The 24880-nt window shown below is 67.4% G+C and carries 25 protein-coding genes; 5 read left to right on the top strand and 20 right to left on the bottom strand.

The window, feature by feature from the left end:
• Nucleotides 1-35 precede the first annotated feature (35 nt).
• From AADH62_RS09960 to AADH62_RS09975, 4 genes are all read left to right on the top strand, one after another.
• Nucleotides 36-479 (top strand): MarR family transcriptional regulator, encoded by a 444-nt coding sequence (locus AADH62_RS09960; protein ID WP_341579348.1) that lies wholly within the window; start codon nt 36-38, stop codon nt 477-479.
• A complete protein-coding gene (locus AADH62_RS09965) occupies nt 476-862 on the top strand; it encodes a hypothetical protein (protein ID WP_341579349.1) in 387 nt (128 codons plus the stop codon). Before AADH62_RS09960 ends, AADH62_RS09965 begins: the two co-directional genes overlap by 4 nt.
• 74 nt (nt 863-936) lie before the next feature.
• Complete coding sequence (locus tag AADH62_RS09970) at nt 937-1317, top strand: hypothetical protein (RefSeq protein ID WP_341579350.1); 381 nt, start codon at nt 937-939, stop codon at nt 1315-1317.
• A 65-nt stretch (nt 1318-1382) separates the two neighbouring features.
• Nucleotides 1383-2774 (top strand): HNH endonuclease signature motif containing protein, encoded by a 1392-nt coding sequence (locus AADH62_RS09975; protein ID WP_341579351.1) that lies wholly within the window; start codon nt 1383-1385, stop codon nt 2772-2774.
• Between the two features lie 6 nt (nt 2775-2780).
• Here the strand turns inward: AADH62_RS09975 and AADH62_RS09980 are convergent, their stop codons facing one another.
• On the bottom strand, nt 2781-3761 hold the full coding sequence (locus AADH62_RS09980) for a Gfo/Idh/MocA family protein (protein ID WP_300590409.1): 981 nt from the start codon (nt 3759-3761) through the stop codon (nt 2781-2783).
• A gap of 47 nt (nt 3762-3808) precedes the next feature.
• Here AADH62_RS09980 and AADH62_RS09985 point away from each other — a divergent pair, with 47 nt between their 5' ends.
• A complete protein-coding gene (locus tag AADH62_RS09985; RefSeq protein WP_292729946.1) occupies nt 3809-5137 on the top strand; it encodes a M20/M25/M40 family metallo-hydrolase in 1329 nt (442 codons plus the stop codon).
• Nucleotides 5138-5147: 10 nt separating this feature from the next.
• Here AADH62_RS09985 and AADH62_RS09990 read toward each other — a convergent pair whose 3' ends face one another.
• The 19 genes from AADH62_RS09990 to AADH62_RS10080 form a co-directional block, all read right to left on the bottom strand.
• A complete protein-coding gene (locus AADH62_RS09990; protein ID WP_341579352.1) occupies nt 5148-6464 on the bottom strand; it encodes an O-acetylhomoserine aminocarboxypropyltransferase/cysteine synthase family protein in 1317 nt (438 codons plus the stop codon).
• Nucleotides 6465-6541: 77 nt separating this feature from the next.
• The gene (hrpA, locus tag AADH62_RS09995; protein ID WP_341579353.1) at nt 6542-10420 is read right to left on the bottom strand and encodes an ATP-dependent RNA helicase HrpA; all 3879 of its coding nucleotides are present in this window, start codon (nt 10418-10420) and stop codon (nt 6542-6544) included.
• A gap of 62 nt (nt 10421-10482) precedes the next feature.
• On the bottom strand, nt 10483-12123 hold the full coding sequence (locus tag AADH62_RS10000) for a hypothetical protein (RefSeq protein WP_341579354.1): 1641 nt from the start codon (nt 12121-12123) through the stop codon (nt 10483-10485).
• Between the two features lie 25 nt (nt 12124-12148).
• Nucleotides 12149-13771, bottom strand: coding sequence for a hypothetical protein (locus AADH62_RS10005; protein ID WP_341579355.1), 1623 nt, complete (start codon nt 13769-13771; stop codon nt 12149-12151).
• A gap of 100 nt (nt 13772-13871) precedes the next feature.
• Nucleotides 13872-14171: an FHA domain-containing protein gene (locus tag AADH62_RS10010; protein WP_292725626.1), complete on the bottom strand. Its 300-nt coding sequence runs from the start codon at nt 14169-14171 to the stop codon at nt 13872-13874.
• A gap of 796 nt (nt 14172-14967) precedes the next feature.
• Nucleotides 14968-15639, bottom strand: a complete 672-nt coding sequence (locus AADH62_RS10015) for a 4Fe-4S single cluster domain-containing protein (protein WP_341579356.1) — start codon at nt 15637-15639, stop codon at nt 14968-14970.
• Nucleotides 15614-17260: an AAA family ATPase gene (locus AADH62_RS10020; RefSeq protein ID WP_341579357.1), complete on the bottom strand. Its 1647-nt coding sequence runs from the start codon at nt 17258-17260 to the stop codon at nt 15614-15616. Before AADH62_RS10020 ends, AADH62_RS10015 begins: the two co-directional genes overlap by 26 nt.
• Complete coding sequence (locus AADH62_RS10025; RefSeq protein WP_341579358.1) at nt 17253-18038, bottom strand: hypothetical protein; 786 nt, start codon at nt 18036-18038, stop codon at nt 17253-17255. Before AADH62_RS10025 ends, AADH62_RS10020 begins: the two co-directional genes overlap by 8 nt.
• Nucleotides 18035-18532: a hypothetical protein gene (locus AADH62_RS10030; protein WP_341579359.1), complete on the bottom strand. Its 498-nt coding sequence runs from the start codon at nt 18530-18532 to the stop codon at nt 18035-18037. Before AADH62_RS10030 ends, AADH62_RS10025 begins: the two co-directional genes overlap by 4 nt.
• Nucleotides 18529-18744: a DUF2997 domain-containing protein gene (locus AADH62_RS10035; RefSeq protein WP_341579360.1), complete on the bottom strand. Its 216-nt coding sequence runs from the start codon at nt 18742-18744 to the stop codon at nt 18529-18531. Before AADH62_RS10035 ends, AADH62_RS10030 begins: the two co-directional genes overlap by 4 nt.
• A 10-nt stretch (nt 18745-18754) precedes the next feature.
• On the bottom strand, nt 18755-19525 hold the full coding sequence (locus tag AADH62_RS10040) for a hypothetical protein (protein ID WP_341579361.1): 771 nt from the start codon (nt 19523-19525) through the stop codon (nt 18755-18757).
• Nucleotides 19525-20238 (bottom strand): hypothetical protein, encoded by a 714-nt coding sequence (locus AADH62_RS10045; RefSeq protein ID WP_341579362.1) that lies wholly within the window; start codon nt 20236-20238, stop codon nt 19525-19527. The genes AADH62_RS10040 and AADH62_RS10045 overlap by 1 nt, the downstream gene beginning before the upstream one ends.
• A gap of 5 nt (nt 20239-20243) precedes the next feature.
• Nucleotides 20244-20981 (bottom strand): hypothetical protein, encoded by a 738-nt coding sequence (locus AADH62_RS10050; protein WP_341579363.1) that lies wholly within the window; start codon nt 20979-20981, stop codon nt 20244-20246.
• Between the two features lie 105 nt (nt 20982-21086).
• A complete protein-coding gene (locus tag AADH62_RS10055; protein ID WP_292725642.1) occupies nt 21087-21383 on the bottom strand; it encodes a WXG100 family type VII secretion target in 297 nt (98 codons plus the stop codon).
• 116 nt (nt 21384-21499) lie between these two features.
• The gene (locus tag AADH62_RS10060; protein ID WP_300591547.1) at nt 21500-22174 is read right to left on the bottom strand and encodes a GPP34 family phosphoprotein; all 675 of its coding nucleotides are present in this window, start codon (nt 22172-22174) and stop codon (nt 21500-21502) included.
• 7 nt (nt 22175-22181) lie between these two features.
• Nucleotides 22182-22850, bottom strand: coding sequence for a hypothetical protein (locus tag AADH62_RS10065; RefSeq protein ID WP_341579364.1), 669 nt, complete (start codon nt 22848-22850; stop codon nt 22182-22184).
• Nucleotides 22847-23266 (bottom strand): hypothetical protein, encoded by a 420-nt coding sequence (locus AADH62_RS10070; RefSeq protein ID WP_292725648.1) that lies wholly within the window; start codon nt 23264-23266, stop codon nt 22847-22849. Before AADH62_RS10070 ends, AADH62_RS10065 begins: the two co-directional genes overlap by 4 nt.
• A gap of 140 nt (nt 23267-23406) precedes the next feature.
• Nucleotides 23407-23670: a hypothetical protein gene (locus AADH62_RS10075; RefSeq protein WP_341579365.1), complete on the bottom strand. Its 264-nt coding sequence runs from the start codon at nt 23668-23670 to the stop codon at nt 23407-23409.
• Nucleotides 23663-24871: a hypothetical protein gene (locus tag AADH62_RS10080; RefSeq protein WP_300591549.1), complete on the bottom strand. Its 1209-nt coding sequence runs from the start codon at nt 24869-24871 to the stop codon at nt 23663-23665. The genes AADH62_RS10075 and AADH62_RS10080 overlap by 8 nt, the downstream gene beginning before the upstream one ends.
• Nucleotides 24872-24880 lie beyond the last annotated feature (9 nt).

Raw genomic sequence — 24880 nt, forward strand, 5'->3', positions numbered from 1 at the left:
GATGAAGGATCTGGCGTCCCGCAAAAGGAGATCCCGTGGCAGCTCAGCAACGACGGTTCAGCCCGGTCATCGCGCTGCTGACGATGTCGAGCATCTGGGAGGCGCAGCTCGGGGCGGTTCTCAAGGATCTGGGACTGACCACGCGCAAGTATGCCCTGCTCGGCCACATCTACGGGATGCCGGGCATCTCGTTCAGTGAACTCGCACGCCGCTCCCAGATCACCGTCCAGACCGCGCACACCGCTGTGCGCACTCTCGTCGACGAAGGGTTCGTGCACGATTCGACAGCTCACGCCGGCTCGGCATCCGAACTGCGGGTCACCGAGAAGGGTGACTGGGCGCTCATGGAGGCCGAGAAGCGTCTCCGCGCTCTCGACCGGGACCTGTCGAAGGGTGCGCCAGAACTCTCCCAGGCGCTGCGTGGCCTGCACGAGGAACCCGTCGAAGTTCACCCGGCCGCGGGCCGCCGCACCGCATGACGCTGCTTCGCTGGCTCCTCGCGGCTCTCCTCGTGGCAGCGGGAGTGTCGCACCTCACGTGGGGGCGGCGGGGCTATCGCATCGTCGTGCCTGACTGGGCGACAAGGATCCTGCACACCGACAAGGACGCGATCGTCGTCGGCTCCGGCGCTGTAGAGATCATGCTCGGCGCCGGGCTCGTAGCGCTGCCCCGCGAACGGGCGCGTCTCGGCGCCGCTGTCGCGGCATTCTTCGTCGCCGTATTCCCCGGCAACATCCACCAGTGGCAGACGGGTCGGTCTGCGCCTCTGCTCGACACCGAGACACGCCGCTTCGTGCGACTCCTCCTCCAGCCGATCCTGGTGGTTTGGGCGCTCGCGGTCGCGATCTCTCCCGAACGGTAGCGACCCTCGCCGGCTTTGGCGGGGCATCCGTCTACGACGTTGACTTTCCTGGTCCGGGAAGTTTGGCTGGGCGCATGCGAACAGTACTGAGGTGGATGCTGGCGGGCGCGATGGTGTTCGCGGGGGTGACGCACCTCACGGTGGCCCGCAAGGAGTTCCAGGCGCAAGTGCCGCCGTGGGCTGCGGAGCTCACGCCGCTCGATGAGGATGCGATAGTGGTGGCATCCGGTGTCGTCGAGATCATGCTCGGCACGGCGCTTGTCGCGCTGCCCAAGGAACGTCGCCGCGTCGGCGCGATCCTCGCGGCGTTCTTCATCGCGATCTTCCCGGGCAACATCTCGCAGTACGTCGAAAAGCGCGACGGCTTCGGCCTCGATACCGATACGAAGCGCCTCGTTCGACTGTTCTTCCAGCCGGTGCTCGTTGCCTGGGCGTGGTGGTCGACGCGCCGCTGACGGCATCCGCTCTTCACCCCTTCGTGCCGAGGAGCAATGTCGGAACCCCCTCGTAGTGTCGGGATATGGACGATTTCGGCACCACCGACCCGGGCGAGAAAGCCCTGGGCATGGATGCCGCGTCCTGGGCTGACTCGCACACCGTCGACCCCGATGGCTGCTTCGTTCGCGAAGGTGACTTCTGCGACTCCGACGAGGAGGTGGGCTGGGTGCCGGCGCAGCCCGACGCCGTGGCGCTTGTGCTTGAGGTCGCGACGATGGAGGCGGTGTTCGCCGCGCAGCGGCTTGCCCGCATCGACCAGCTGCGTCTCGAAGCGCTCGACGACGTCACGCGCTACGGCGGAGGATCGCGGGAGTTGATCGAGCGCTCGGTGCGGCTTGAGCTCGCCGCAGCCCTCCGGATCACCGAGAACCAGGCCGCGATGCTGATGTACCGTGCTGAGGCGCTCGTGCACCGGTATCCGACGATCTGGAACTCGCTCGCACACGCGGGCATGACCGAGCGGCACGCGACGATCATCGTGGATGAACTAGCGCCCCTCGAACCTCAGGTTGCGGCGCGGCTTGTCGAGAAGGTGCGAGAGCTCGCAGAAACCCTCGCGATCGGGCCGTTCCGGCGGGCGCTGCGGCGGCTCATCGATCGGGAACTCGCGCCCACCCTGTCGGTGCAGCACGAGCACGCCGTGCGCCGCCGCCGAATCTTCGTCGAACCGGAAGCCGACGGAATGTCGTGGCTGCACGCGCTGCTGCCCTCGGTCGAAGCTCACGCGATCCATGGACGGATCACAGCACAGGGCAAGGCATTGCTCGCCGCGCAGGTCGGGGGCGAAGGCGGCGGCTCTCAGCCCGATGACCGCACGCTGGACGAGATCCGTACCGACATCCTGTGCGATCTTCTGATCGACGGAATTGTTCCTGCCCACCCGAAGGACGTGCAGGGCATCCGTCCGACGGTTGTCGTGACGGTACCCGCGCTCGCCCTGCTCGGTGCGGATGGCGACGGCGCTCATGAGCCCGCCGTGGTGGAAGGCGTCGGTCCTATCCCGATCGAGAAGGCGCGGGAACTTGCCGGGGCCGCGACGGGGTGGATCCGGGTGCTGACCCACCCCGAGACCGGTGTTGTCCTTTCCGTCGGCAGAACCCGATATCGACCCCCGCCCGACATGGTGGCGCTGACGAAGTGGCGCGCCGACAGATGCATGGCGCCAGGGTGTGGGGTCCCCGCCTCGCGATGTCAGATCGATCACTCGCTTGCGTGGGAAGACGGCGGAGAGACCTCGGTCGTGAATACCGCCCCGCTCTGTCAGGGGCACCATACGATCAAGCACCATGGTGGGTGGCGCGTCATCCAGACCGGAGACGGGTCCCTGCTGTGGATCTCACCGAGCGGTCGTCAGTACGTCGTTGCTCCGGAGCGCCGGCTTCCCGTCTTCCGGGAGGACTCGGTCGCCGCGTGAGCGGGCTTACTCGCCGGGGTAACGCACGCCGAGCTGAGCGCGCAGTTCGTCGAGGACGTGCATGATGGCCACCGATTCGTCCAGCGGAAGCAGGTCGCTGTCGGTCTTACCCTCGGCGAGCAGCCGTTCCGCGGCGAGCGCCTGGTACTGCATCCCCCGGCCCTGCACATCGCTCCGATACTCCTCGAGAACCTCTCCGTCGGGTGCAACGACGCGGAACGACGTGGGCGTGTACCAGACGCGGTCGATGTCGATCCGCGCGTCAGTGCCCAGCACATGAGCGGTATTGGGTCCGACAGCGCGCGAGGTCGAGATCGAGGTTGAGACCGCGCCGCCGGCGTGAGTGAAGATCGTCGCTACCTCGGCATCCGCGCCCGTGTCACCGAGGCGGCCGCGAGCGGTCACCGTCTCCGGCTTCCCGAGCACATCGCAGGCGAACGAGACCGGATAGATTCCGAGGTCAAGAAGCGACCCGCCGCCGAGTTCCAGCGCGTTCAGGCGGTGGCTCGGGTCGGATGAGATCCGCTGGGTGTGGTCGGCGAAAACGGTGCGGATCTCGCCCAGCGTTCCTGCGGCGATGATCTCGCGAATCCTCACCATGTGCGGGAGGTACCGCGTCCACATCGCCTCCATGGCGAGCAGCCCCTGGGCGCGTGCGACCTCGCGCACACGCTCGGCCTCGGGGCCGGTCAACGTGAACGGCTTCTCGATCAGTACGTGCTTGCCCGCTTCGAGCGCGAGCACAGCATTGTCGGCGTGCATCGGATGCGGCGTTGCGATGTAGACGATGTCGACGTCGGGATCGGCGACGAGCTCCTCGTACGATCCGTGCGCGTGCGGAATCGCGAACTGGTCAGCGAACGCCCGCGAGGCATCCGGGCGCCGAGACCCCACCGCCGACACCGTCAGCCCGGCCGTCCGCAGGTCGCTCGTAAAGGCGTGTGCGATACCGCCGGTCGCCAGGATTCCCCATCGCAGTCCAGTCATGGTTCGAGCGTAGTCCGCCCGCGCAGTGCCGCGAGTAGCCTCGAAGCATGAGCACTCCATTGGATCGCTTCCGAGAACTCCTATCCATCCCTACCGTGTCGTACGCCGACGAGTCGCGGATGGATGCGTCGGTGTTCGACGAGTTCCACAGCGCCCTGGAGCGCCTGTACCCGAAGACCCATGAGCGCCTCGAGCGCGACGTGATCGCCCGCCACTCACTGCTGTACCGGTGGCCGGGCGCCTCATCCGAAGATCCGCTCGTGCTCATGGCCCACATGGATGTCGTGCCCGTGGTCGAGGCGGAGTGGCAGCATCCGCCGTTCGGCGCCGAGATCGTGGGTGAGGGCGAGGATGCCGAACTCCACGCCCGCGGCGCGATCGACGACAAAGGATCGCTTGTCGCGATCTTCGAAGCCGTCGAGACCCTCGTCGCCGAAGGCTTTACGCCGGCACGCGACATCTACCTGTCGTTCGGTCACAACGAAGAGACGGCGGGAGACGGGGCGCGGGGAATCGTTGCGCACCTGGAGGAGCGCGGCATCCATCCGGGACTCGTGCTCGATGAGGGCGGCGCCGTCGTCGAGGGCATCATCCCCGGCGTCGACGTGCCCACCGCGATGATCGGTGTCGCAGAACGCGGCGTGATGACGCTCGTTATGACCGTCCGCGAACAGGGCGGCCACGCATCCACGCCGCCCGCGATGCCCGCCACCGCCCGGCTGGCGCGGGCTATCGACCGGCTGCGGCGCAAGCCGTTTCCGACCAGGCTCGCGCCTCCCGTGCGGGCCATGCTCGCCACGCTCTCGCCCCACGCTCCCGAACCGCTTCGGACCCTGTTCCGACGCGGTGAGATTACGGGCCCGCTGCTTGCCGGCGCCTTCACCCTCGGCGGACCCGAGACCAACGCGATGGTGCGCACCACCGCTGTCGTGACCGAGCTCAGCGGCGCACCCGGCGAGAACGTCCTGGCAACGACGGCGAAGGCGTCGGTCAACATTCGCCTCCTCACCGGCGACACCATCGACAGCGCGACGGCGCACGTTCGTCGGGCGGTGGCCGACGAGAAGGTCGAGCTCGAGATCCGTCACGCATCCAACCCGTCACCGGTCTCGCCCTGGCGAGGAGAGCCGTGGCGACGGATCGCCGGCGCGGTCGTCTCGACACTCGGCGGCGACATCGTCCCGACGCCCTACGTGCAGCTGGGAGCCAGCGACAGCCGCTGGTTCACGGCGATCAGCGACCACGTCTACCGGTTCACGCCGTTCCACCTGACCCGCTCCGAGCGTGATGCGTTGCACTCGCACAACGAGCGGATCCGCGTCGAGGTGTGGCTCCGCGGAATCGGCTTCTACCGCGCTCTCATCGAAGCGTCGTAGCCCCGTTCAGCTAGGCCAGCGCTTGCGCCAGGTCTGCGATGAGATCTGCCTCGTCCTCGAGCCCGATCGAGAGGCGGATCGTCCGCGGCGAGATGCCGGCCTCGCGCAGCTGGTCAGCGGTGAGGTGAAGATGGGTCATGGATGCCGGGTGGTTCACCATGCTGCGGGCATCCCCGATATTCGCCACGAGCCGGATGACACGGAGGGCGTCGATGACTTGCTCGACACGTCGGTCGTCGGCATCCGCATCCCCGGTGCCGGCCAGATCGAACGAGAACACCGACGAGGCCCCACGCGGCAGGTAGCGCTGGGCAGTCGCGTGCCACGGGCTCGACGCGAGTCCCGGGTACCACACCTTCTCGACGGCAGGATGCTGCTCGAGGAACCGCGCGACAGCGAGCGCGCTCGCGGAGTGGCGCTGCATCCGCAGGTCGAGAGTCTCGAGCCCCTGGAGGAGTTGGAACGACGACCAGGCAGGCAGGGTTGTTCCGAAATCGTGCACGAACCGGGTCTTGATGTAGATGATCAGGGCAAGTCCCTGCTCGCCGAACCGATCCCACAGCACGAGGTCGCCGAACCGGGGGTAGGGCGTCGTGAACTGCGGCCAGCGTTCGGGATCGGCGCCGAAGTCGAACGAGCCGATATCGACCACGACCCCGCCGAGCGCCACTCCGTGCCCGCCGATGTACTTCGTCGCGGAATGGATGACGATGTCTGCGCCGTGCTCGCCGGGACGCACGAGGTAGGGTGAGGCGACCGTGTTGTCGACGACGAGCGGCACGCCCGCGGCGTGGGCGACATCGGCGACGGCACGGATGTCGAGCACGGTGGCCAGCGGATTTGTGATCGTCTCGGCGAAGAAGGCTCGCGTGCTTGGGCGAACCGCATCGCGCCAGGCATCCGTGTCGTCCTGATCGACGTAGGTGACCTCGATTCCGAGGCTCCCGAGCGAGTCGGAGAGCAGATCGACGGTGCCGCCGTAGAGCTGGCGGGCAGCTACCACGTGGTCGCCGGCCGAGGCCAGCGCGAGAATCGCCGCCGCCGCTGCTGCTTGCCCGGAGGCCACCGCGACAGCTGCGCGCCCGCCTTCCAGGGCAGCGATGCGCTGCTCGAACACCGCCTGCGTGGGGTTCGCGTTGCGGCTGTAGACATTCCCCAGGCTCCGCAGCGCGAAGACGTCGCGCGCGTGGGCGAGGGAGGGGAACTCGTATCCGTTGGACTGGTAAATCGGCACGACGGCGGTGTTCTGCGCGACACCCGGCACGTACCCTGCCTGAACCTGGGCGGTCGCGAACGACGCGGTGGGATCGGGCACAGCGGTGGTCACATTTCCATGGTGGCATGCGGCGTCGCCACTGCCCCCGTTGTGTGTCGCTCTGTGACGCCGGCGGATGCGGCGCAGGATCAGGCTCCGGCCAAGGCCTTCGTCAACCGCTGCAGCGAAACCGGCTCGGCAGTTCCCAGGGTCTGAGCGAACAGGCTTACGCGGTACTCCTCGAGCAGCCAGCGACCGTGCACGAGCGTCGCGGGAGCGTCAGCGGCGAGCGGAATCGTGCCGCCGGCATCCCGATAGATCGCCGCGGCGCGCTCGTACTCCGTCAGGCGCTGGCGATCCCGACCGGGGTTGTCGGCGAGGCCGCCGGTGCGTGTGACCAGGGCCGCGAGATATCGCGGATAGTGCGCGAGACGCTCCAGCCCGACCGCCGACACGAAGCCGGGATAGATCAGCCCCGACAACTGCCCGCGAACGTCGGTGAGCGCGGCAAGCAGCGTCATGGCGTTGAGGTTTCGCAGGCCCCGTTCGACATCGCGTGCCGCGGTGAGGATGCGGGCGGTCAGCGAAACCGCCGAGAACAGCGCGTCAGTCACGTCGGCCGAGAACGCATCCCGCGCTGCCTCGAACTGGGCGCGGGTGCGGATCGGGTCGGGAAAGCGCGCGAGGACCGCGTCTGCCACGGCGACCCGGCAGTCCTCGACAAGGGAGCGCGCCGACGAGTACGGGGATGCCGCGAGCGCGAGCTTCTCTGCGGCGGTGAGGTGGTCGAGCACGTACGCGGCGGGGGAGGGGACCGCCAGCAGCAGCAGGCGACGAAGACCCGCATGGGTGGCTCGCGCGGCGGCCTCCGGAGTGGCGTCGATCCGCAGCGCGACGCTCTCTCCCTCGTCGACGAGGACCGGATAGCCGCGCACCACGCCGCCGGCAACGCGCGTGTCGACGACGGACGGAAGCTCGGAGATCGTCCAGTCGGTGAGCCCCGAGACTTCCGTGAACTGCGCTCTATCGGCATCCGGCCTCGCTCCTGAGGGCCGCGGCGCGCGCTGGGCGGGCGCGGGAGGCCGCTTCGGGGCGGAGAGGGAGGATGCGACAGCACCCCGGGCAGCCCCGGCCAACTCCTGCTGCAACCGCGTGAGGTCGCGTCCAGAGCCCAGCGTGCGTCCTCGGTGGTCGACCACACGGAACGAGATCCCGAGGTGGGTGGGCACGCGCTCGAGGTCGAAATCGTCCGCCGTGACGGGTTGGTGGGCCACGCGCTGGATGCGTGCTGCGAGGGCTGCCCGAAGGGTGGTCGGCGGGAGTCCGCCGTGATCCTCCGGGCCTTCGCCGGCAAGATCTGCCGAGAACCGAGCCGCCCAGTCGGCAGCGGGCACGACGTGACGGCGAATGGCCTTGGGCAGTGCCCGGATGAGCGCGGCGATCAGGTCGTCCCGTAGTCCCGGCACCTGCCAGTCGAATCCGGTATCGCGCAGCCCCGCGAGCAGCGCCACCGGTACCACAGCATTGACGCCGTCGTCGGGTGCACCCGGCTCGAAGCGGTAGCTGAGCGAAAGCACCTGATCGCCCTGTGTCCACCGGGAGGGATACTCGTCGCTGCGCGCTGCCGCGGCGCCCTCGGCGAGGTCGGACTCGCCCATGTCGAGCAGGCGCGGTGTGCGGTTCGAGGTCTCACGCCACCAGGATTCGAACGAGCGGACGTCGAAGACCTCGCGGGGGATCCGCGCGTCGTAGAACGCGAACACCGCCTCATCACCGGCCAGGATGTCGCGGCGACGCTCGCGCTCCTCGAGCTTCTCCAGGCGTCGGCGCAGATCCGCGTTGCGCCGGTCGAAGGCCGTGAGGCGCTTGTCGAGGTTCGCGGCATCCCATTCGCCCTGCACGAGCGCGTGGCGGATGAAGAGTTCGCGTGCGAGCGGCCGATCGAAGCGGGCCAACTGCACGCGGCGCTTCGGGATGATCTCTACCCCGAACAGGGTCACCTTCTCGTACGCGGATGCCGCACCCGCCGATCGAGACCAGTGCGGCTCGCCCAGCTGACGGTGGGCGAGCTCGCCGGCGAGCTCCTCGGCCCAGGCTGGGTCGACCGCTGCGACCGTTCGGGCGAACAGGCGCGAGGTCTCGACGAGCTCTGCCGCCATGACGGCATCCGGGCTCTTCTTGCGAAGCCCCGAGCCCGGGAAGATTGCGAAGCGCGCGCCGCGGGCTCCCCGGTATTCGGCGGTGGGGCGCCGTGGCTTCCCGGAAGCTGCACCCTTGGCTGCGGACGTCGTCGTGCGGTCATCGCGGATGCCGATCTGCGAGAGCAGCCCCGACAAGATCGCGCGGTGGACGGCATCGGGGTCGGCGTCGACCCTCGTCTTCGCGCGCCGTGCACCCATGAGATCCGCGAGTTGTCGGTGCACATCGACCCACTCGCGCACGCGCACGTAGTTCAGGAACTCGGCCCGGCACATCCGTCGAAACGCACTCGAGCCGAGCTCTGCCTGCTTCTCGTGCAGGTAGTTCCACAGACCCAGGAGCGAGAGGAAGTCGCTCGTCGGGTCGGTGAACCGCGCATGCAGGCGATCGGCCTGCTCGCGCTGCTCTTCGGGACGCTCGCGGACGTCCTGAATAGACAGGCCAGCCACGATCGCCAGGACGCTCGGCAGCACATCCCGCTCGCGCGCCTCGATGAGCATCCGTGCCAACCGCGGATCGATGGGGAGCCGGGCAAGCTCTCGGCCGATCTTCGTGAGCCTGCCACCCGAGACTGCGCGGAGTTCGAGCAGCAGGTCCATCGCCGCCTTCACCCCGCGAGAGTCCGGGGGAGTGAGGAACGGGAAGGCCGTGACATCCCCCATCCCGAGCGCCATCATCTGCAGCACGACGGCGGCGAGATTGGTTCGAAGCACCTCGGGTTCGGTGAACTCGGGGCGAGCGGCGAAATCGTCCTCGGCGTAGAGCCGGATCGCGATACCCGGCGCCGTGCGCCCCGCGCGGCCGGAGCGCTGCTGGGCCGAGGCCTGCGAGATCGCCTCGATCGGCAGGCGCTGGATCTTGGATCGCACCGAATACCGTGAGATACGCGCCGTGCCGGTATCGATGACGTACCGGATGCCGGGAACGGTCAGGCTGGTTTCGGCGACGTTCGTGGCGAGGATGACGCGACGGCGCACTCCGGCGCGCGTCGAGGGCTCGAACACCCGGTGCTGTTCGGCAGCGCTCAAGCGCCCGTAGAGGGGAAGGACCTCGGTGGGCGCGGCATCCTGCGCATACATGCCGCGAACGGCATCCATCGCGTCGCGGATCTCGGACTCGCCGGGGAGGAACACCAACACATCGCCGCGCTCCTCGCGGTCGAGTTCTCGCAGCGCCGCCACCAGACCGTCGATGTCGTCGTCGGCGTTCTCGTCGTGTGGGCGATAACGGATCTCGACCGGATAGGTGCGACCCGAAACCTCCACGATCGGGGCAGCCGCCTCGGGATCCTCCGGCTTCGGTGAGAAGTGGCGCGCGAAACTCTCGGGATCGATCGTCGCCGAGGTCACGATGACCTTCAGGTCGGGGCGTTTCGGCAGAATGCGGCGGAGGTACCCGAGCAGGAAGTCGATGTTCAGCGACCGCTCGTGAGCCTCGTCGATGATGATCGTGTCATAGCGGCGCAGCAGGCGGTCACGGTGGATCTCATTGAGCAGGATGCCGTCGGTCATCAGCGTGATGCGCGTGTCTTCGCTCACGGCATCCGTGAACCGCACCCTGTAGCCGACCGCGCCCCCGAGGGGCACCTGCAGCTCGCTCGCGATCCGCTCGGCGATCGAGCGCGCGGCGATCCGCCGAGGCTGCGTGTGGGCGATGCGACCCCGACCGAGCTCCAGGCAGATCTTCGGAAGCTGGGTCGTCTTGCCCGATCCGGTCGCTCCGGCAACGATCACGACCTGGTGGTCTTCGAGGGCGCGCGCGATCTCATCCCGGGCGGCGCTGACGGGCAGCTCCGGCGGGTAGAGGATGACGGGTTCTGGCGCGGGCATAGCCTTCGATCGTAACCGCTGCGGTCGGCGGTTAAGCCGGCCGCGGCAGCGGCGCGAGAAGCCTAGATCGCGCCGCGGGACCGCAACACGGCAAGGACGTGGGGATCGCCGGTGCTGGCAAGCCATGTCACCAGCTCTGGGTAGAGCGCGGGGTTGGCGGCCAGCGACGGCCAGAGTGACGGGTCCGACGTGTACTGGTAGAGCTCTTCTGCAGGTGTCAGCGGGTCGGCGGCGCGCGCAGCGTAGTAGTCCGCGGAACTGGCGGGAGCCGCCGCATTTGTCGCCGGCGGAGCAGGAGCAGCCGGCGCAGCGACCCGGTACTGGTCGGCGTCGTACTGGTACGCCATCGGTGCGGCAGGCGGGGCAAACGTACCGAAATACTCTCGAACCTCGCGCGGCGCCACCAGGGCGTACGCGACCACCGCGGGCAGACCCAGCAGAGCGAGATAGAGCACCGGTTCGAGGGAGAGGCCACTGTAGCGGGGGGAGACCGCGCTCAGAACGAGCGCGACGATCTCTCCAACAGCGACTGCTGCCATGAGACACAGGACGATCGTGCGCGACGTCTGAGGCGCACCGACAAGGTGAATCCGTGCGACAAGCGCGACGCCTGCGGCAAGAACCTGAGAGAGCAGGATGCCCACGGAGAAGCCGATGGCGCTCGACGGATCGGTCACGAGCGCGATCACCGCGAACGCAGCCAGAATCGTCGAGACGGTTGTGAGCGTGACGAGCGCCTGTCTCGCCGTGAGGAACCAGGTGTTCAGGGGCGGAAGTGCAGTCATCGACGCGAGCAGTGCAGGGCTCGTCAGCAACGCAGCGTAGGCGCCGAACCACACGAGGATGTACCCGCCGCCGTGCAGCGAGCTGAGGGTACCGCCGAGCTCGAAGCCCGTCAGCGCCGAAATAATGATCCCGGCGACCACGGCGATTCCGACCGACCCCGCGATTCGAGGTGCCGTCGGGGAGCGTCGAAGGACGAGGACGGCGGGAAGCGCGAGCGCGGCATCCTGGAGCAGGAGGGCGACGATCGCGGCAGCGGCGTCCCAGCCCGAAATCGCCTGCCACGGCATCGCGAGCAGGAGCAGGATGAACCCGATGAGCATCGTGAGTGCCATGACAGCCAGGACGGCGAAGACGCCGACGACGCCGGCGCGCGCGAGGCGCCCTCCGCTGAGCGGATCGCGGATCTCGTGCAGCCGTGGTGTCGCAGCGAAGAGCGCCCCGGCCAAGCCGACTGTGACAGCCGCACCCAGTCCCGAACCGACGCCGAGGTATTGGGCAACCTCTCCGGCACTAACGGCGTCAAGAACCATATAGACAACCACGAGGATGGCGTACGGCGCGTTCAGGGCCGCCCGGAGGGCGGCGGTTCGGCCCGGGGTGAGCCCGGTCCCGAGTGCGCCGGCTCGCGCGAGGACGGTGACGGCGACCGACAGGACCGAGAGGATCGTGATCAGCAGTACATCAACCCTCGTCGCGGCTGTCGAGGTGAACGAGTCACCCAAGAGCCCGCCGGATGAGAACGAGAGCGACCAGGGCAACGCGAGGGAGACGAGCAAGAGGGCGACGGCTACTGCATCCCGCACCCAGTCCGAGACCGGGATCGATGAAAGAGGCGATGGTCCTCGTGTGACGGGTGCGGCGGGATAGGGGACGTACTGTCCCTGATACGCGGGCTGCTCGGGTGCGGGGTAGGTCATCTGGTGTGCGTCTTTCCAGGATGCGTCAGCGGAAGAGTTCGTCGAGCGCGCCCGACTCGTAGTACGGAATGACGTTATCGACCGCGATGGAGGCTGCGTCGGCGATCGTCGCGATGGGGCTGACGAGCCACCCACCGCCCTCGCGCACGGCGATGAGATCGACGTCGCCCGCGCCGAGTCTGTCGGTCCACGCGGGATCATCGAGGCAGGCGCTCCCCGTGCGCTGGTCGGTCCAGTAGGTGTATTCGTCCCACCAGGACGAATAGCTGGAATCGAGGTATTCATCGCTCCACTCGGCGCAGACCTCGCTGATGTCATACCGATCGTGGAGTTCGTATCCGTTGGACCACTCGGTGACGTCGACGAGGAGCTCCTCGATGCTCAATCGGGCGCGGTCACCGCTCGTCGCCGCCGAGAAATCAGCTGTCTCGATGCTCGGGGAGTATGCGTTGACGACGTACTCAAGGTTGACGACATCGCCGTACAGGGACAGAACTCGCCGCTCAGCGAGGGGCAAGGTCGCCGCGATCCGTTCGATGCGCCCGGATTCCAGCGCGGCGGCAAGTTCCTCGGCCGCAACCTCGGGAGTCTCGAACACCTCGGCCTCGATGATCGCGTCCCCCAGATCGCGGGAATCGACGTAGCCCTGCTCCTCGGACTGCCGCCACTGCAGGTCGTAGAAGCTGAGCAGTGGGCTGATGTACCAGCCGTTGCCCTCATCGACGGCGACGAGTGAGATCGGCCCCGCTCCATACCAATCCGCGGCGTCGCGCGCATCCCAGCTCTGATCGAGGTCGACGTTCGATGACCAGCCATCGACCATGGTGTCGATCGCTTGGTCAATCTCGGCGTCCGAGTAGCCGTAGATCGCGGACTGTTGCGCTCGAAGCAGAGGCTCGTAGAGGGCTGTCACCGATCGCGCGAGCTCCCTCTCATCACCGGACAGGCGCATCTCGCCGTCCGTCCACGAGACGCGCACGACCCCGTCCGCGAGCTGCTCAGTCTCGTATGCCATCGCTGTGGAGCTCAGCTCCGCAGACGCACGCACATCAGCCAGCAACTGTGCCATGTCGGCTCCGCCATCCTCGCCGGGGGCCGCGGAGGCCAGACGCTGGAGTGGTTCGACAAACCCGCCGAACTCGCTTGGCGCGAGGGAGGTGGCGACCGTGACCGGGTCGACGTTTTCCACGCCCGAGAGCAGGCGGGCCACGGCTCCTTCAGGGCTCGACGCGCCCCGGGTCAGGCCCGAGATCGCCCACCAAGCCCCACCGATTCCGACGAGCATGATTGCGGCGATCCCGATGGATCCTCCGATAAGAATGCCGCGGCGGCGGAAGAAGGGTCCGCGAGACCGCGCCGGTTGCGCGCTGGGCGCAGACCCGAACGGTGTTGCGGGGCGCGACGAAAGGGCAGGCTCGATGGCTCGCGCGAACGGGTCGCTGGATGCCGTCGTGGAGAAGACGTCGCCGGCTGCAGTGGCTGGCCCGCCCGGCGGCGTCGCATATGCGGCGATCCACTCCCGCAGTGCGTCATAGCAGTTTGGGTGTTGGAGTACCCAGGGCGCCAGCTCCGGGTGAGTAGCAACGATCTCTGCAAGCCGCTCGGGCGTCGTGGCAGGGTCCTGGATCTCGCGATAAACGTCGGTCACCGGGGCTCCGATCCTCGTAGGGATGTGTCAGGGTGATCATTCCAGCCAGGTCTCGCGGTACGCGATGGGGACTTCTCCCCGTCATCCAGGGCGCACGGCTTCACGGCCTGTCGACCCGAACAGGCAGCTCCCCGAACGACACAGTCTGGCCGGACAGCACACGGCATCGCTCATGTGGCGCGATGGTGCGCGCGGTGCCGTCGCCGGAAATGATGTCGGTGCCGTTCGTGGAGTCGAGGTCGGTGACCCAGATCGCATCCGCTTCGACCTCGATGAGTGCGTGTGTCTTGGACAGCATCCTCTGCGGGTCTGGGAGCGCGAGCGTGGCCGCATCGGCGTGCAGAGCCGGGGGCGTGGGGCGTCGTCCGATGACCGTTGCGCCGGTGACGGCGAATGTCATGCCATCGGAAAGCGTCAGCGTCCAGGACGGAGCGCGAGCAGCGCGCGAGCGTGGTGTGAGCACCGTTGCTTCGGCTTCGGCTTCGGCTTCGGCTTCGATGGACTCACGAGACGTGGGAGGAGGGGCTGCGGGCGCCCACGCCTCTGGTCGCGGCGCCGGTATCGCCGCTGGCGGCGGAGCGAACGCCGGAGCCACCTGATGCTGTGGGAGTGGCGTGGCGGGCGGCGGTGGAGGTGGCGCCGGTATCGCTGCGAAGGCCTGCGCGACATTCGGTTGGGGAGGCGGCGGTGGAGGAGGCGGCGGCGGGAACGGGGGCAGTCGCTGTGCAGACGCAGCGGTCGCAGGAGGCGCCGCCGGCGGAGGTGGCGGGGGCGGGGGTAGAGGATGGCTACTGCTGGGTGTTCCGGCGATCTGACGCAGGGATGGATCGGTGGCACGCACGACGTCAGCGAATGCCGTCGCGAATGCGCCTACTCCCGAGCTGACCTCGGGGTCGGACATGTCGCCGGAAACCTCCACCAGCGCCGACCACCGTGCGCCGGCAATTCGGCACCGGACGCCGAGTTCACCGATTGTGTTTCCGTTGAGCGACACGGCGAACCGGGTGTGGTCTGGCGTGGACGGGCTCGGAAGGAGCGCCCAGCGCCGGCTCGTGACGCGACTGGCGCTGATGTGCGCGGCTCCCGATATTCGGTCGGGCGTACTAGCCGTGTCGAACGCGACGAGTACCGCAGGTGGAGCGCCGGTCATCTTGTCCCCCCGGGTGATGAAGAGCGGGTGCAGCGGCACTCCGCTCTTAGGACAGGACACTAGCGGTCCTGCCGGTCGGCGTGCCAATCCGGCCGTTCGGCCGCAGTCCGTGAAGCAGATCCTCGATGTCGCGGGTCTCAGCCCACCCGTTGATCTCGACCTGGCCGCTGGGCAGGACGCGAACCTCGAGCAGATCCGGAGAATCGTGCCAGCGGTTCACCAGAGCGTCGTAGCGAGGCGACAACGCGTGAAATCCTTGGTTGCGCGAACCCACCCACGGTCGTTCTCGGTCGATCTGGTTCCGGTCGAAGGGGCCGTCAACGAGGAGGTCTGTCGCTGCAAGCAGGCGCGCCACACCCGCGTCGGTCTGGGCGCGGGACTGCAACTGGGCCACGGTATGGCCGCTGAAGGTCATGACGCTCTGGCCGCGGGCGCGAACCTGCTCGGCGAACACGCCCAGGGGGCCTGGCTGCTCGAACGGCTCTCCACCGAGCAGCGTCACGCCCTCGACATCCACGGGTACCGCATCCAGCAGATCGTGCACGGTCTGTTCGGTTCCCCCGCGCGCTCCCCAGAACTGGGGATTGAAGCAGCCTGGGCACCGGATCGAACAACCCTGCACCCAGATCGCGAAGCGCTCTCCGGGGCCCTCCGCGACCGTGCGCGGCACGATGCGCGCCACCCGCACGACGTCAGAAGTCAACGAGTCGGCCCCCACGTGCTTCTCCGGATGCGGTGTCTGCCTCGGCATCAGAACTGGACGGTGCGTAGCCCGCCCTGTCTTCGGACGCTGTCGCGGCGACAGCGCGAACACTCGCCCACGAACGGATGCCCGCAATCTGGGGTGCCATCGTGATGCTGAGGGGGACCATGGTCGCGACCGCACGGATCAGATCGGGCACGATGAGGGGTCGCTGCTCGCCATAGGCGTCGAAGAGCGCAGCGACGACGGCCTGCTCAATCTCGGCTCCCGAATATCCCTCACTCGCATCGGCGAGGGAAGCGAGGGTGGGCTCATCGAGGGTGATGGCCCCCGCTACGGCGGGCCGGCTCAGGGCTTTTGCGAGGTGTACCTGCCAGATCTGGCGGCGCTCGGGGTCGGTGGGAAGATCGACGAAGAAAATCTCGTCGAAGCGGCCCTTACGCAAGAACTCCGGTGGGAGTGCATCGATGTTATTGGCTGTCGCGATGACGAAGACGGGCGCGGTCTTGTCCTGCATCCAACTGAGGAATGAGCCGAACACGCGGCTCGAAGTGCCGGAGTCATTGCCGCCTCCCGCGCCGGAGAATCCCTTCTCGATCTCATCGATCCAGAGCACGCAGGGTGCGATCGCCTCTGCCGCGCGCAGGGCGGTGCGCATGTTCTGCTCGCTGGAGCCAACCAAACCCGAGAAGACGCGTCCCACGTCCAACCGCAGCAGGGGAAGCTGCCAGGCGGCAGCGATGGCTTTCGCGGTCAGCGACTTGCCACAGCCGGGCACACCGGTGATGAGCACCCCCCGCGGGGCGGGCAGGCCCCATGCCGAAGCCTCGGCCAGCCATGAGTTGTTCCGCTTCGTGAGCCAGCGCTTCAGATTCTGCAGGCCGCCGACGTCGTCCAAGTCGAGGTCCGCCGAAACGTACTCGAGAACCCCGGACTTGCGGATGGTTTGGCGTTTCTCATCGGTGACGATCCGCACGTCGTCGGCGCTGAGGCTCCCGTCCTGCACGATGGCGCGGGCGAACGCGTTCTCGGCCTCTTGGAGCGTCAGCCCGCGGGCCGCACTCACGAGGCGCTCGCGGCCCTGCTCGTCGAGGTCAACATGGATGCGGCCGCTCTGGGTGTTCGCTGCGATCATCGCCTCGAGCGTGTCGCGGATCTCCTCGGACGTCGGCAGCGCGAAATCGACGATCGTCACGTCCTTGCTGAGGTCGGTGGGGATGCATAGCTCCGGGGCGACGATGACCAGCGTCCGGGCGAGGGCGCCGGTCTGGAACAGCGCAGCCGTCTCGCGCAGGCGCCGCACCACGGCCGGGTCTGAGGGACGCTGACCGGCGCCGAGCGAGGCATGCAAGTCGCAGAAGACGAACACTGCGGGGTCATCGTGGCCGGCCACATGATCGAGGGCGCGACCCGGGTCGGTGGATGCGGCGACCGCGGAGCCGTCCGGCCCAACCAGGCCCGAGGTCGCCGACCACACCCACACCGGGCGCGGAGTGCGGATGCGCTCCGGGTCTGCGGCTACCGCGCGGATCTCCGCGAGTACCCGACCCTCTTCGAAGGACTCGATGTAAAGCAGCGGGAAGCGCGCCTTAAGCAGAAGGGCGAGCTCGTCGCGGAATGCGCGGTGCTCAGACATCCAGGATCCTTCCCCCGGCAGCGGGTGGCTGTCGGGTCGCGGTGGCCGTCGACGCGAAGGTGAGCGAGCCGCGCATCGCGGCCGCCTCATGGGGCTGCAGGGCGAGGAGCGCGATCAGCTCATCGAGCGTGCGCACGGGGTGCGCGGCGCGATGCGCGACGACGTACTGCGCGCGGGGTTGCCCCATGAAGGGCAGTGCGGCGAGCTGGTCGACCGTGGCGGTCTGGGGATCGAGCTGCGCGTTCACCGCCGGGACCGGCCCCGAGTGTGTCTCCGTGGCGGCGGCTGCCGGCCCGATTGCGGGGGCGGGCGTGGGTGCCAGGTAGTCGGCGGTGCTGACGCCGAAGACGCCCGTGTCGACATCCACCGCGCGGGGACCAGGCGGTTGCGTCGACATAGGTGGCGCGGGACGAGATGTCCTCGGGGCGGGGCGGAACCACGGGAGCCCGCCCTGTCTGCGTCGCCAGGCCTCGTTCAGCCATGAGGGGCTGACAATAAGCGCGTGGATGATGCCAACGATCCACAGGGCGGGGTAGCCCCACGTGACGGCCTCGCTCCATGGCAGGAAGGGGATCGCGGCAGCGGCCAGCGCATAGATGCCTGAGGTGATGATCCAGGACGTGCGTACGGTGAGGGCGCCGATCACGGCGAACCCGAGCCAGGTGAACCGCCCGAATCCGCCGAGGATCGGCAGCAGCCACAGGCTCATGAGCAGCAGCCATCCGATCGAGGGGGCGGCGCTGATGCGGGCCGCCGCGGGCCGCCAGTCGGCGCTCATGATCCCCCTACTGAGGTGGTCGCCTGCAGAACGAGGCGCACGCTGGCGTCCGCCTCGACCGTGTCCGAGATCACGTGGAAGCCCGCGGCATCCGCGTTCTGCCGGATGCGTTCGGCAACGGCCTGCTGCACGCGCGCGAGATAGGCGCGGTCCAGGGCGAGCATGAGGGCATTCGCTTCGTCGACGTCGACCGTTCGGGCCGCGTCGATGTGCGCGGCCCAGATCCCGTCAGCCCCACGCGTCATGTCCAGTCGCAGGTCACCGACGATCGCCGACAGGTTCCCGTCGTCGGCGACGGCGACAGTGCCGTGGATGTCGACCACGGCCTGGCTGAGCAGGCCCAGGTCGCGCATGCGCGTGGCGACGACGAGAGAGCGGTCGCTCCGGGCGGCAGAACCCGAGGCGAGGGTGCCGATCGCGCCGGCAGCGCCGGCCGCGGTCGAGCCTGCGACAGCGGCGATCACCGCGGGCACGAGCAGCAGCGATACGCTCACGCGCTCACCTCGTCGGTTGTGGCGGTGTGAACGGAGGCGCTGCTCGAGGTGACGTGGTAGTCCTCGGTGAAGCGCGACGCGACCGTGCCGGCGTCGATGAGGTCCTCGAGTCGGGCGATGTAGTCGAGGCACGCGGCGCCGGTCACCCCGTGCGTCTCGGCCTCGATCGTCCCGTCGACGCGGACGGTCACAACGATGCGTGCGGCATCCATGCTCTTCCCCCTACTCCCCGGCACCGGCGGCAGCGGAGCCGACCGTGACGGTCCAGGATGCCGTGGTGCTCTCCGATCGTATGCGCAGGACCACGCTCTCACCCGGTGACCACGCCACCGTGAGTGTGGATGCATCCACCGCGGTGAGAACCTCGGGCTCCGTGGTCGGCGTGATGAGCTCGACGGCCAGTAGTCCGGTCCCGGTCTGCGTGAGCGTCGCGGTCGTCGCGGAGCCGCTGTAGCGCAGGTCAACGTTGCCGGAGCCTGCTGTTTCTCCGTCGTCGAGGTCGGTGACCGGGAGTGGGGTGAGCGTGACCGTCCAGGGACCCTCAGCGCCGGAGGAGAGCTCGGATGTCACCCACAGCCGGCTGCCGGGCGTGCTCGCCACGGGAACGCCGTCCTTGTCGATGGTCAGTACCGCGACCAGTGGCGGGTAGCCGTCGGCCGTCGTCGCCCCCGGCGCGCTGAGGCCTACCGTCGCATACGGACCGCCCGCCGTCAGCGTGATGACGAGGGGAGCGTCGCCGAGGGATGCCGGAACCTCGATATAGGCGGAGTCCTCGGCGCCCCAGGTCGTTCCCCCGTCCGTCGTGGTGGCCGCGAGCGGGTTGTCTGACTCCCACGCGTAGACGGAGTCGCCGCCGGGGGCGAGCGCGACCGAGAAAGCGGTGAGGCCGATGATGGCGCCGATGGCAAGGACGCCGACCGCCCAGAGGGCGATGCTGTAGCCACGGATGCGCGCTGCCGCGGGGCCGGCAGGGGCTGCGGCAAAGATGGTCATCAGGGGGTCCCCTCATCGATGGAGAGACTCCAGACGGCTCCGGGTTCGGCGATGATATGGAAGACGACCTCCGGTGACGAGGACCAGGTCAGCTGCTGGTCGATCACGCCGAGTGAGATGACGGGCGCTTCCCGCTCGGCGGCGGTGAGTACTTCGACCGTGATCGTGCCATCGCCCTCGTGGCGGAACTCGGCTGTGTTCGACGGTCCGTCGTAGCGCACGTAGCGGGTTCCCGTGCCCGAGACGGCGCTGTCGACCGTCTCGGCCTGCAGCGGCTCGATGACGAGGGTCCAGGGGCCGTCGGTGCGCACCCACAGCACGGTACCGGGAGATGCGAACGTCGCGGTGTCGGTGTTCACAGCATCCAGGATGCCGAGACTCTGCGGGAGCTCTTCGCGTGCCGCCTCGGCGGAGGGGCTTTGCCCGAGAAAGAGGAGCTCACCCTGCCCGGACGTGCGGCGCACCTCGATGGCGCTGCCGGTAGCGAGTGCGTCGGGGAGGACGATCATCGCGTTCCCCGGCGCGGACCAGGTCGACCCGTTCTGCGCGGCGATGGCCGGGGAATCCTGCTCCCAGGGGAAGTCAGTGAGCCATCGCGGCGGACCGGAGAACGCGGAAACGACGGTGGTCGTCGCAATGGCCCCGATGACGATCGCGCCGACGATCCAGAGGACTGCCGAGTATGTGCGGATACGGGGAGGGACAGCTGTCACGAGACCTACTTGGAGACCGCTGGTGTGTCGAAGTCGATCGTCCACGGAGTCGACGAGTGCTCGGTGCGTACCGACATGACGATGCGAGGGTTCGGATTCCACGAGAACCGGGTCTGCACGGAGTCGCTGTCGTTCACGACCCACTCGTAGCCCTCGTCGCTGAAGACCTCGATATTGAAGGTCCCGTCGCCGTCCGAGGTCGCCGTCGCGCTCGCGGCGGGTCCCTCATACATGAGGAACTGCGAACCGCTGCCGCTGTACGAACCGTCGACGCGTATCGGATCAAGCTGGTCGAAGGTCAATGTCCAGTTCCCCTGGCCCGCGGTCCACAGCAGCGAGTCGGGAGCCATCATCAGCACGGTGGTTCGTCGGTAGGCGTCCACAAAGCCGGTGGCATGCGCCGCCCCGGGTTCTGCCGCGGGCGATGGCCCGGTGACGTAGAAGCGCAGATAGTCGACCTCTTCGTCCGCAGTGACGACGAGGGGACTGCGGGAGACCAGACTCTCCGGCAGGGGGACGAGCATCGCGCCGCTCCCTGCGTACATTGACGCGTCGGTTTCTGCTGCCACACGCGGTTCCGTCTGCATCCATGCATAGGTGTTCACGCGCATAGCGTCGCCGAGCATGTACGTGAAGGTGGTCGATGTGACGATGGCGGTGATGGCGAGGATGCCGATCGCCCACAGCACGCGCGAGAATCGTACGATCCGCTGCTGCGCCGGGACGGAATCGGCGATTGTCATTGTGTCGTGAACCTACTGCGGGTTGTTGCCCGAGTGGACGGTCTGACGGCGGGGTGGGGTGCGAAGTGCCCCCACCCCGCCGTCAGACGTCGTCGGGCGGTGCTGTCAGCTGTTGATCGCGTTGGCCAGTGAAGAGTCCGTCTCCTCCAGGGTCTGCGCAGCGACTTCGAGGTACTGCGCGAGTCCGTCGAGAGCGTCAACCGCCTGCTTGGTGCCGGTGGTGAAGCTGTCGTAGGTGTCGCGGAACGCCGGGCTCGACAGATCGGTCGAGTACCCGCTGCTCACGAGGTTGTCCACGAGAGCCTTCAGCTCGCCGAGGGTGTTGTGAATGTCATCCTTGCCCTGGCGCAGGCGCCCCGCGGCCTGACGCATTTCGTCATATGTGACATTGAGGTTGGCCACTGCTGTCTCCGATTCTTTCGATCACTCCGCCCCCGGAATGATGCTCACCCGTGGGTTGTGAGTCGAGAGTATCCAGAGGCTGAGGAACTTCCAATGGGGAGAACTCCCCACGGAGCTTACGCGCGGCTTGGGCTCCAGCGCGTGTACTGGGCGATGCCGGACAACGCGGCGCGAACGGCGCCGGCAGTCTCGAGGGACTCCCAGGTCGGCGCGGCAACGCGATACGCCCGTTTCCACCAGTGGGGGTCGTCGTGCGAGAGGGGATCTCTCGAAAAGACGGAGTCCGCGTTCAGTCCGTCAAGCGTCAATATCCACAGGATCAGTGCGGTCTCGCTGTCCGCCGGGATGTCATCGAGCAGAGCTGCGCGCACCGCTGCCCAGCCGGCCACGTCAGTGGCAGACGAGGGCGGAAGATAGCCACCGGCCCATGTCGTTCGCCCGATGCCCTGCGCCGCGAGACCTCGTCCCACTGATCGGGCGATGAGGGTGCAGTCCCGCATCCACCGTTCGGGCCGATCCCGGTCCGCGCGAGGTAGCGAGTCGCGCTGGATCACCTTGAGCACTTCCTGCCTGCCGTTGTGCTGCGTGGCAGATCTCGGCACGAGGCGGCCACCGCCACTGGGTGAGACAAGCCCGTGGAGGGCGAGATCGACGATAGCGCCACCCGCGATCGCAGCAGCAACGCCTGCCCATTTGAGCCGTGCTACCTTTCCGCCGTTGGGTCGGAAGCTGAACAGCAGGAGGCGTTCTCCGAGAGTGAGGGCCCTGCCCGTGTCGAAGGCGACCGTCATCCCTTGATTATCGCTCACCGTCGAGCGGGAGCGTGTCCGGCTGCGTTTCGGAGTGGGGGAAACGTACGCTCGACACGACCGCATCGAACAGCTCAAGTAGGCTTGATCGGAGCGTGGGCTGCGTTGTTCCGAAGGCGAGGGTCGCGATCCGTGACTCGTGCGGCACCGTCAACCAATACATCACCGTATAGGTCGGCGATGTCGGCAGTGTCGTGAGATCGCTGACTTCGGAGGTAGGCGCGGTGGTCTTGGCGCGACGCGCCACAACCGAGCTGCCGATTTCGTCGTGCCAGGGATCTTCAACCCATCCGGACTTCTCGAAATGGCTCATTGTCGTCTGGAGCAGCAGGAGGTTGCGCTCATTGTTTCGCGAGAGCGCGATGATCGGCTCCGAGAGTGTGACGGTGAGAGTCGCCGGCAGCGGGACGCCTTCGATGATTTGCGAGGCTATGTACCAGCCGGAGGCTCCGGCATCTGCGGAGGCCACCGCGGCTCGGGTGAGTTCTTGCCGAAACGCTTGCCGGAGGCTGGCGTGTTCATCGGAGCGCCCAAAGGCGACCAAGGCAGCGCGTGAGATTGCTTCCTTGCGCGCGTCCGGCTCCGCGAGCGGGATTCGCAGCCAAGACCCGGGAAGAATGAAGGTGAGTACGTCCTCACCGGCATGAGTGGTCGTCACGATACCCCCAGGTAGGTTTCCGCGAGCCTGGCCAGGGAAGCGAGGCCAGCTTCGGCGATCTGTTCTTCGCGGTCCAGATGGGGCGTAGACACTCGCATGTTCCAGACTTCGCCCGGCGTCGAATCATCGAAAAGCCACGCACTGAAACAGGCAACGAGCCGATGAGGCGGCGTCGGACCCGCGATGATCTCCCGACCGTAAGCGACGCTCACGCCTGGAGCCACGTTAATGCTCCGCGTCGAGACGAGCTGACGCCGATACCCGACAGGCTGGCTCAGTGCAAGGGACTCCACGAGTGCCGCAGCGGAGGGAGCCGAGGCGGGGCGAAGCGCGAGTTCGGCGATCGCGACCGCACCACCGTCGACAACCTGCAGCCAGACGCTCGCCGCGGCCGTGTCGGAAGCCCAGGCCTGCATGGCTGAGACTTCACGTTTTAGCCTGCGCTGTCTCGCGGGGGATACATGCGAGTCGCCGGTCGAGAGCAGATTCACGTCGCGGATCGACGCGAGTTGAATCCACTCTCCTGGCAGGCTGAAGACGAAAGGACGTGGCAGGTTCACAGCTCTTCCTCCGCCATCGAGGCCAGTGTGCGCCCTTCGGCCACGGAACGCGCCATGATCGGCTCGAGGACATCGACGATTCTGTCGACGTCAACAGAGCCGGCCCGATCGAGCGACTCCAAGGATTCTCTTGGTCCGCGGTACTGCGCTGAGAACTCATCCGCGATGACCGCCGTTGCCCAGGCTTCGGGTGTGTAGTGTTCGGACAGCCAGAACAGGCCGAGTACGTCATCGGCATGTTGTGATGCGGTCTCAGACATTCTCGAACACCCCCACTATCATGTCCGTCCACCCCGAACTCACGTTCTCGATCGCCTTGGTTACAACGTAGTCGTGGACGATCCCGCCAGCGGCGTCCTTGAGGCCATCGGCGAGCGCTTCGCGCCCTGCCGAATCGATGATCGCCTGCATCGTGTCGTGCGTAAGCACGTTCCGAGCCCCGCTGCTCGCGAGCTCGCTCGCAGCGTGCAGCCCCTCCAGCTGAAACACTGTGCGGAAGGCAAGCTGCGGCTGCGCGAGTGTCGACCAGCTCGCCGGGCTGGTAACGAAACGAAAGTCCGCGGTCACGTTACGCAAGCCGTTGGCGAATGCGCCCTTCCCGATGGTTCCCGTGAATGCAAGAGCGAGGCCGATGCTCGCGCCGATGAGATCACCCAGCGACTTCCGCCCGGACAAAGTGAGGGCAAGCGTCGCAACGAATGCAAGTGCGTTGACCGCGAGGGAGATGAGACGCAGAGCCGCGTAGACGACCGCGAGAGCCGGGAAGAAGACTGCGGCGATCGTAAAGATCGTTGCCAGGACGTCGAGAATCCAGCCGTACTCGTCGATGAAGGCGACGATCGCTTCGAGCGCGGGGATTACGACGGTCACCCAGAATTCGACTATTCCGTCCCAGACTGCGGCCAGATGGTCCCACAGAGTGTCGTTGAGCCCCGAGGCCTCCATGGCCGTGACGATGGAGCTCATGGCAACCAGCGCGGCGGAATCCCGTTCCTCGTAGGCGGCTGCCGCCTGCTGGTGCGCGACATCGACGTCGTGTTGAGCGTTTTCTGCCTTTTCGCGCCAGTGCCGATACTTCTCGATCATCTCGAGCTGTTCGGGACCAGGTGTCTCCGCCAGCTCGCGGTAGTAGTCGCGGTAGTACGAGGCGTTGTCAAGATCGGAACTGCCGCTTCGAGCGCTCGCCATCGCGCTATCGTGCTTCCGCTGTGCTTCCTGTAGCGCCACCGCGTAGGTGTGCAGTGCGTCGCCTGTCCCGCGGTAGCGAGTCTCGGCGCGTTCGATCACGCCGGCCAGTTCGGCCGACTGGCTGCGTACCTGGTCGACAGCCAGGCTGATGGTTCGGATCTCGTTGGCGACACGGAGCAGTTCTCTGGCAGCCTCATCGATGCTGTCGGCCGTGCTCAGGTAACGTGCTGCCGCGTTCTTCACGCCTGCGGGATCTCCCGGGATGGGGCTCATCCATGACAT

This window comes from Microbacterium schleiferi (assembly GCF_038150145.1).
Lineage (GTDB): Bacteria > Actinomycetota > Actinomycetes > Actinomycetales > Microbacteriaceae > Microbacterium > Microbacterium schleiferi_B.